The sequence below is a fragment of the Mycobacterium sp. 852002-51163_SCH5372311 genome (assembly GCF_001667115.1).
Classification (GTDB): Bacteria; Actinomycetota; Actinomycetes; order Mycobacteriales; family Mycobacteriaceae; genus Mycobacterium.
Window position 1 is genome coordinate 1 of sequence record NZ_LZIJ01000075.1, and the last position, 2,273, is coordinate 2,273.

Consider the following 2,273-nt stretch of genomic DNA (forward strand, 5'->3'; position numbering starts at 1 on the left):
CAAAGACATTCCGCACATCACCCCGCCGATCATCGCCAAATACGTCAGCGACCTACGCCTACTCGGCCTGCTCTAACACTGAAACGCAGAAGCTGCCGACGGTCTCGGCAGCTTCTGCGTCCCGCCGTAACGCATGTCACACCGACTCAGTGGTACCCGTCACAGGGTAATTTAATTACTTTTGCTAACGTTCTATTTGTCAGCGCACCGCCGCGCATCGAGTTTTGAAACCTCCCAGCCACCACAAAGGGGAACTTCTATGTCGACCATCACCAGTGCAGAACGGCTCAACCACCGCATCGAGGACCTCTACGCCAACGACGCACAGTTCGCCGCCGCCCGGCCCAGCCAGTCGGTGGCCAACGCCGTCGAGCCATCTGACCTCGGGCTACAGCAGATCATTCGGGCCGTCATGGAGGGTTACGCCGAGCGGCCGGCCCTGGGCCAGCGCGTGGTGGGGTTCGTCAAGGACCCGAAGACCGGACGCACCGGTGTGGAGGTGCTCCCCCGCTTCGAGACCATCACCTACCGCGAGTTGTGGGACCGGACCAATGCCTTCGCGAGCGCGCTGACCGGCGTCGTCGAGCCCGGCGACCGCGTCTGCGTGCTCGGGTTCAGCAGCGTCGACTACACCACCATCGACATGGCGGTCACCGTGCTCGGGGCCGTATCGGTCCCGCTGCAGACCAGTGCGACGGCCGCCCACCTGCAGCCCGTCGTCACCGAGACCGAGCCGGCGCTGATGGCCGCGAGCATCGACAACTTCGCCGACGCCGTCGAATTGGTGCTCAACGATCACGCGCCGGCGCGGCTGATCGCGTTCGACTACCACCCCGAGGTGGACGCACATCGCGAAGCCCTCGAAGCCGCCCGCGGCCGCTTGGCCGGCACTCCGGTGATCGTCGAGACACTCGCCGACGTGCTCGAGCGCGGGCAGGGCATGCCGCCGGCCCCTGGTGTCGCCGACAATGACGCACTGGCCCTGCTGATCTACACCTCCGGCAGCACCGGCGCACCCAAGGGCGCAATGTATCCCGCGAGCCGGGTGGCCAACTTCTGGCGCAAGTCCAGCGCATGGTTCCAAGGCGGTGGCTACCCGTCGATCACGCTCAACTTCATGCCGATGAGCCACGTGATGGGCCGTCAGGCGCTGTACGGAACGCTGTGCAACGGCGGCACCGCGTATTTCGTTGCCAAGAGCGACCTTTCGACGCTGTTCGAAGACCTCGCTTTAGTGCGCCCGACCGAGCTGAACTTCGTACCGCGGGTGTGGGACATGCTGTTCGAGCGGTTCCAGAGTGAGGTGGACCGGCGGTCGACTGATACCGCGGATCGCCAAGCCGTGCAGGCTCAGATCAGGACCGAGCTGCGCCAGGACCTGCTCGGTGGGCGGTTCGTCGCGGCGCTGACGGGCTCGGCGCCGATCTCCGCCGAGATGAAGGCGTGGGTCGAAGCCCTACTCGACATCCATCTGACCGAGGGCTACGGCTCCACCGAGGCCGGCATGGTGTTGATCGACGACCACATCCGCCGGCCCGCGGTTATCGACTACAGGCTGGTCGACGTCCCCGAGCTGGGGTACTTCCGGACCGATCGGCCTTGTCCACGCGGCGAGCTGCTGGTCAAGACCCAGAGCCTGTTCCCCGGCTACTACAAGAGGCCGGAAACCACTGCGGGCGTCTTCGACGAGGACGGCTTCTACCGCACCGGTGACGTGATGGCCGAAGTCGGCCCGGAACAGTTCGTCTACCTCGACCGGCGCAACAACGTGCTGAAGCTGTCCCAGGGCGAGTTCGTGACGGTGTCGAAGCTGGAGGCGGTATTCGGCGACAGCCCGCTGGTGCGGCAGATCTTCGTCTACGGCAACAGCGCCCGCGCATACCTGCTTGCGGTAGTCGTTCCCACTCCGGATGCGCTGGCCCGTTTCACCGACGCCGGCGAGCTGAAGCGTGCGCTGGGCGAGTCGCTGCAAGACGTCGCCAAGGCGGCTGGGTTGCAGTCCTATGAGATTCCGCGTGACTTCATCGTCGAGACCACGCCATGGACGCTGGAGAACGGCCTACTGACGGGGATCCGCAAGCTGGCCCGCCCGCAACTGAAGACTCACTACGGCGAGCGGCTCGAGCAGCTGTACGTCGAACTGGCCGAAGGCCAGGCCAATGAGTTGAGCGAGCTGCGTCGCAGCGGTGCTGGCGGGCCGGTGCTGGACACGGTGATCCGGGCCGCCGGCGCCCTGCTGGGCAGCGCCGCCACCGATTTGTCGCCGGATGCGC

The 2,273-nt window shown here is 65.7% G+C and carries 1 protein-coding gene; it reads left to right on the forward strand.

Annotated elements, in window-relative coordinates:
* Positions 1-259 precede the first annotated feature (259 nt).
* Positions 260-2,273: AMP-binding protein (locus A5791_RS08905; RefSeq protein WP_156661095.1), on the forward strand; the 2,014-nt coding region annotated here is incomplete at its 3' end.